The sequence below is a fragment of the Kaarinaea lacus genome, assembly GCF_975902315.1.
The window spans coordinates 1-4,700 of the sequence record NZ_CDLKIE010000461.1; the positions used below are offsets into that span (position 1 = coordinate 1).

General features: G+C 45.0%; 5 protein-coding genes. 3 read left to right on the plus strand and 2 right to left on the minus strand.

Annotated elements, in window-relative coordinates; genetic code table 11:
• A partial coding sequence (locus tag ACWVCM_RS14260) for a hypothetical protein (protein WP_455202429.1) occupies positions 1–221 on the minus strand: 221 nt, incomplete at its 3' end.
• A 42-nt stretch (positions 222–263) separates the two neighbouring features.
• Positions 264–1,814, minus strand: a complete 1,551-nt coding sequence (gene nifL / locus ACWVCM_RS14265) for a nitrogen fixation negative regulator NifL (protein WP_455202430.1) — start codon at positions 1,812–1,814, stop codon at positions 264–266.
• A gap of 491 nt (positions 1,815–2,305) precedes the next feature.
• Here nifL and rsxA point away from each other — a divergent pair, with 491 nt between their 5' ends.
• From rsxA to rsxC, 3 genes are all read left to right on the plus strand, one after another.
• Positions 2,306–2,887: an electron transport complex subunit RsxA gene (rsxA, locus tag ACWVCM_RS14270; RefSeq protein WP_455202431.1), complete on the plus strand. Its 582-nt coding sequence runs from the start codon at positions 2,306–2,308 to the stop codon at positions 2,885–2,887.
• A gap of 60 nt (positions 2,888–2,947) precedes the next feature.
• On the plus strand, positions 2,948–3,478 hold the full coding sequence (locus ACWVCM_RS14275) for an RnfABCDGE type electron transport complex subunit B (protein ID WP_455202432.1): 531 nt from the start codon (positions 2,948–2,950) through the stop codon (positions 3,476–3,478).
• Between the two features lie 71 nt (positions 3,479–3,549).
• The coding region (gene rsxC, locus ACWVCM_RS14280; RefSeq protein WP_455202433.1) for an electron transport complex subunit RsxC at positions 3,550–4,700 on the plus strand (1,151 nt) is incomplete at its 3' end.

A 4,700-nucleotide genomic window follows, 5' to 3' on the forward strand; every position in this document is an offset into this window, starting at 1 on the left:
GCGCTTAACAGCATTTCACCTTTATCGGGCTGCAGCAAACTCACCATGCCATTGCACAAATTACCCTTTTCATGCATTTGCAATAAAACCCCTTGCAGGGTTTCCTGCAAATTCAGGGATTGACTTAATACCTGGCTGACACGGTATAAAGTATCCAGCTCTGCCACCAGCATTTCAGCTCGACCCGTGGCGTCGTTGTATTCTTGAAATTTTTGGGACATTCTATCTGCCATAAATTCAATCGCTTCTACAAACCTGAACGACTATTTGTTTAAGATGGGAAGTTCTACTGTGATGCGGCAACCACCCTTTTCAGGTGTAAAGATGCTGATACTGCCTGAGTGTTCATTTACGACCTGTTGTGCCATTACCAGCCCCATACCTGCCCGCTTTCCTGCCTTTCCTTTAGTGCTAAAAAAGGGTTCGAATATTTTGACTTTCAAGTCTTCAGGAATACCAGGACCCGAATCTTCTATAACCACCTGAATAATGTCGGCTGTTGGATGTAAGGTTGTCACATTGAGCTCTCTTCGAACCAGGTTTTTTTCATCCATGGCATCGAGTGCATTATCGATGATTTGCTTAAACATGCCTCTCAATTGAGATTCCTTACCGATCAGTTTCGGCAGTAGGGGCGTTGGTTGCCAGTCAACAACAACGCCGCGTTCTAATAATCTGTCAGTCGACACAGATAAAACCTCTCTTAACAGTTGATTGACATCAACAGATTTTGCAGCTTCTTTCGCCTCTTCAGGCATCGAAGCCCTTAAGGTATCCATCGCTTCTGTTCCGGCCGCCAGGGCCTGTTGCAATACATTGATCAATGGATCTTCGTTACTGGTACCTGATTTTCCATTTGACCGTCGCTCCAACATTCCTTCAGCGGCGGATATCATATTCAGAGGAACCTGTAATTGAAATATCGCACCGGCCACCGTTTCACGAACACTTTGAACCAGTTCCTGCTCGGCCATTAATGCTTTCATGGCATTTAACCGTACATCCTCTTGTTGGCGCTTGATCTGGGTAATTTCACTGGCCAACAACAATAGATACTCCTGTTTTTCCGCGGCGAAGAAATTATCCGCACTGCTGTCTTTTTCCTTAAACGGTATGACAGAACATGAAAACCAGCGTGGTTCAGATTTACCGGCCAGATGAAAACTGATTTCGTGCCCAGTAATGCCTTCGTTTGAATAAAGCGTGTTTTCGAATTCTTCTCCCAAAGAGTCCCGTATCGTTTGCAGGCATTCCAGAGCGGGTTCTTTACCACGCATGTCTGACACCAGCGCTTTATAGGCAAGGTTATCCAGAATCACTTTACCGGAATTATCTAACAAAACGATTATTACTGGTGCAGAATCAACAACGGATTCAATAAGAGATTTTTGATTTTCCAGTTCCTGTTGCAACCGATAAAAATCAGTGACATCGCGATGAATGCCCAGGTAATGGATTATCTCACCCTCGGCATTTACCACCGGCGCTATTGTTAAGTTGGCAAGATAACGCTGACCGTCTTTGCGACGATTCACCAATACGCCATTCCATGGTTGCTTCTGTAACAGGCGTCCCCACATGGTTTCATACACAAGGGGCGGTGTGACCCTGTCGGATAATAATGATTCGTTACAGCCAATCACTTCTTCGGCTTCATAACCAGTCACTCTGGTAAACGCAGGATTAACATACAGGATATTTGCTTTCGTATCGGTAATTGAAATAGCAATGGCCGATTGCTGTACGGCCTCAAAGAACAACCATGCTGGCAAAGTATCTGTCCAGTTATCAAACTGTTGAATCGTCCCCTTCATATTCATTACCTTTTATGTCAAAACCATTTATTACAACTGACTACTTAAAATCTTTGTTCATCGTTTTACAAAACATGGCAGAAAATAATTCATCACGTTTATACTGAACGACAGCTGAACACTTGTAAGATAAACGCTAATCTACGTTGCCTGTTTTTAAAAACTGCCTGTCACCCCGCACGTTTCAATAGTACCCCTGCAAATAACGCGCCCTTTAGTCAAACACATTGTTCTACGAAAGAAAACAGACTATAAAAGCCTATGTTTTGTAGCATTTACTACAAAACAATACAGTTACTAACCTGGCATGTGATAAATAAAACAACATAAAAAAAGCACTATCAATGTGCGCAACGCGTTAATGTAGTGCAACGATATTGCAAACCTCTGTTTTTATTCATCCCCACTAATTTACTCAGCTATAAACATTTACTCTTTTTTCGCGTGGCATGCTTGATGCTATTCCACTGTTAACCAATGGAAAAAGTGATATGAGTGAATACTTTTTTATTTTATTAGGCACGGCTTTAGTCAATAACGTCGTGCTGGTGAAATTTCTGGGCCTGTGTCCATTCATGGGTGTATCTAACAAACTGGATACAGCACTAGGCATGGGTTTCGCCACTACATTTGTGCTGACCATAGCCGCTGTATCAAGCTGGTTAATTGAACACTTCATTCTTGCCCCGTTGAATATCGAGTTCTTGCGTATCATCGCTTTTATTCTGGTGATCGCTGCGGTTGTGCAGTTTACGGAAATGTTTGTCAGGAAAACCAGCCCGGTCCTCTATCAAATGCTTGGCGTATTTTTGCCATTGATTACTACCAACTGCGCTGTTTTAGGCGTTGCTCTTTTAAATTTGCAGGAAGACAACACGTTTCTACAAAGCGCTTTATACGGTGTAGGCTCCGCACTGGGATTTACCCTGGTCATGGTGTTATTCGCAGGTTTAAGGGAACGACTGGCATTAGCCAACGTACCAGAAGCATTTGCCGGAGCGCCCATCGGATTTATCGTGGCCGGTTTGTTGGCGATGGCATTTATGGGATTTACCGGATTACCGGTGAAGTAAAATCAAGCGTATTTAATCAGGCGAAAATTATTTTATCGCGAAGGAAAATGGAGAATTAACATGCTAGCCGCGATCGCAAGCTTAACAGCCTTAGGTTTAACACTCGGCACTATTCTTGGCATGGCTGCGAAAAAATTTAAAGTGGAAACTAATCCACTGATCAATGAAGTCAATGAAATGCTTCCCGGTACACAATGCGGACAATGTGGTTTTACAGGATGCAATCAGGCCGCTGAAGCTATTGTAGAAGGTGAAGCACCTGTTACTGTTTGCCCGCCAGGCGGAAAATCACTGGCTGAAGAGCTCGCGCAAAAACTGGGAGTGACTGTGGATTTATCCAACATGAAAGAGGAAGAGCCCATTTTTGCCAAAGTAAGAGAAGCAACCTGTATCGGCTGTACACGGTGCTATAAGGTTTGCCCCACCGACGCGATTGTCGGCGCACCTAAACAAATCCATGCTGTTATTCGCGATGCCTGCACCGGTTGTAAAGCATGCATCGATGTTTGTCCTACGGAATGCCTGGTGGCGATTCCTATTCAGAAAACATTACAGACCTGGCATTGGCCCAAACCGGCCATGGCAGCTTAAGCCATGTAATTAAGCACAAGTCATTTTGACGGTTGTCTTTATAAAGATTATGAAAGCTATGAAGGTATTGTATGCGGTTATTTAAGTTTCGTGGTGGCGTTCACCCTGATGATCACAAACAGGCAACTGCCAGCAAGGCCATTGACGTCATGCCTGTACCTGAATTCCTGTATGTTCCGGTACAGCAACACATAGGTGCACCCGCAGAACCCGAAGTCAGCATCGGTGATAAAGTATTAAAAGGACAACTACTGGCCCATAGCCAGGGCGCAGTTTCTGCGCCTGTGCATGCACCAACCTCTGGTGTAGTGCACGATATTACATTACATACTGCACCGCACCCCTCAGGTTTACCGGTAAAAACTATCATTATTAAATCGGATGGCGAAGATCGTTGGGGGAATTCCGTTGCGCCTATCGATCCTTTCCAGTTATCGGCTGAAGAAATTGCACTTCGGGTCGGCACCGCAGGTGTAGTTGGTATGGGTGGCGCCACCTTTCCTTCCGCAGTAAAACTGGATTTACGCAATCGCTATAAAATTCACACCCTGGTAATCAATGGCGCTGAGTGCGAACCTTATTTAACCTGCGATGACCGCTTGATGCGTGAATATAACGAACAAATCATCGATGGTATTCGAATTATTCAAAATGCACTGGGCGCTAGCAGGGTAATCATTGTTATAGAAGACAACAAGGATATCGCCCTGGCAGGAATGAAAAACGCTGCCAAAAGCTTTACTGATATCAGTATCGCTAAAGTACCCACCCGATATCCCATGGGATCAGAAAAACATCTTATTTTCGCGGTAACCGGTAAAGAAGTTCCTGCACGTGCCCTGTCAGCGGACATCGGCATGATTGTCCATAACGTGGGCACCGCCTATGCGGTTCATCGCGCTGTTCGTTATAGTCGCCCCCTGGTCTCACGTGTCGTAACAGTAAGTGGTGACGCCATTAATGAACCAGCCAATCTCGAAGTGTTATTAGGTACACGTGTGTCCGAATTAATTGAGTATTGTGGAGGCTATAGAGAAACACCGGACAGACTGTTAATGGGCGGCCCGATGATGGGTCAAACCATACCTGACGATGAAGTACCGATCGTTAAAGGCACAGGCGGCATCATCGCGCTCAGCAAACAGCAAGTCGCTGAACAGCTTGCCCGACCCTGTATTCGCTGTGCTAGTTGTGTAGCCGCCTGCCCCTGTGGTTTATTGCC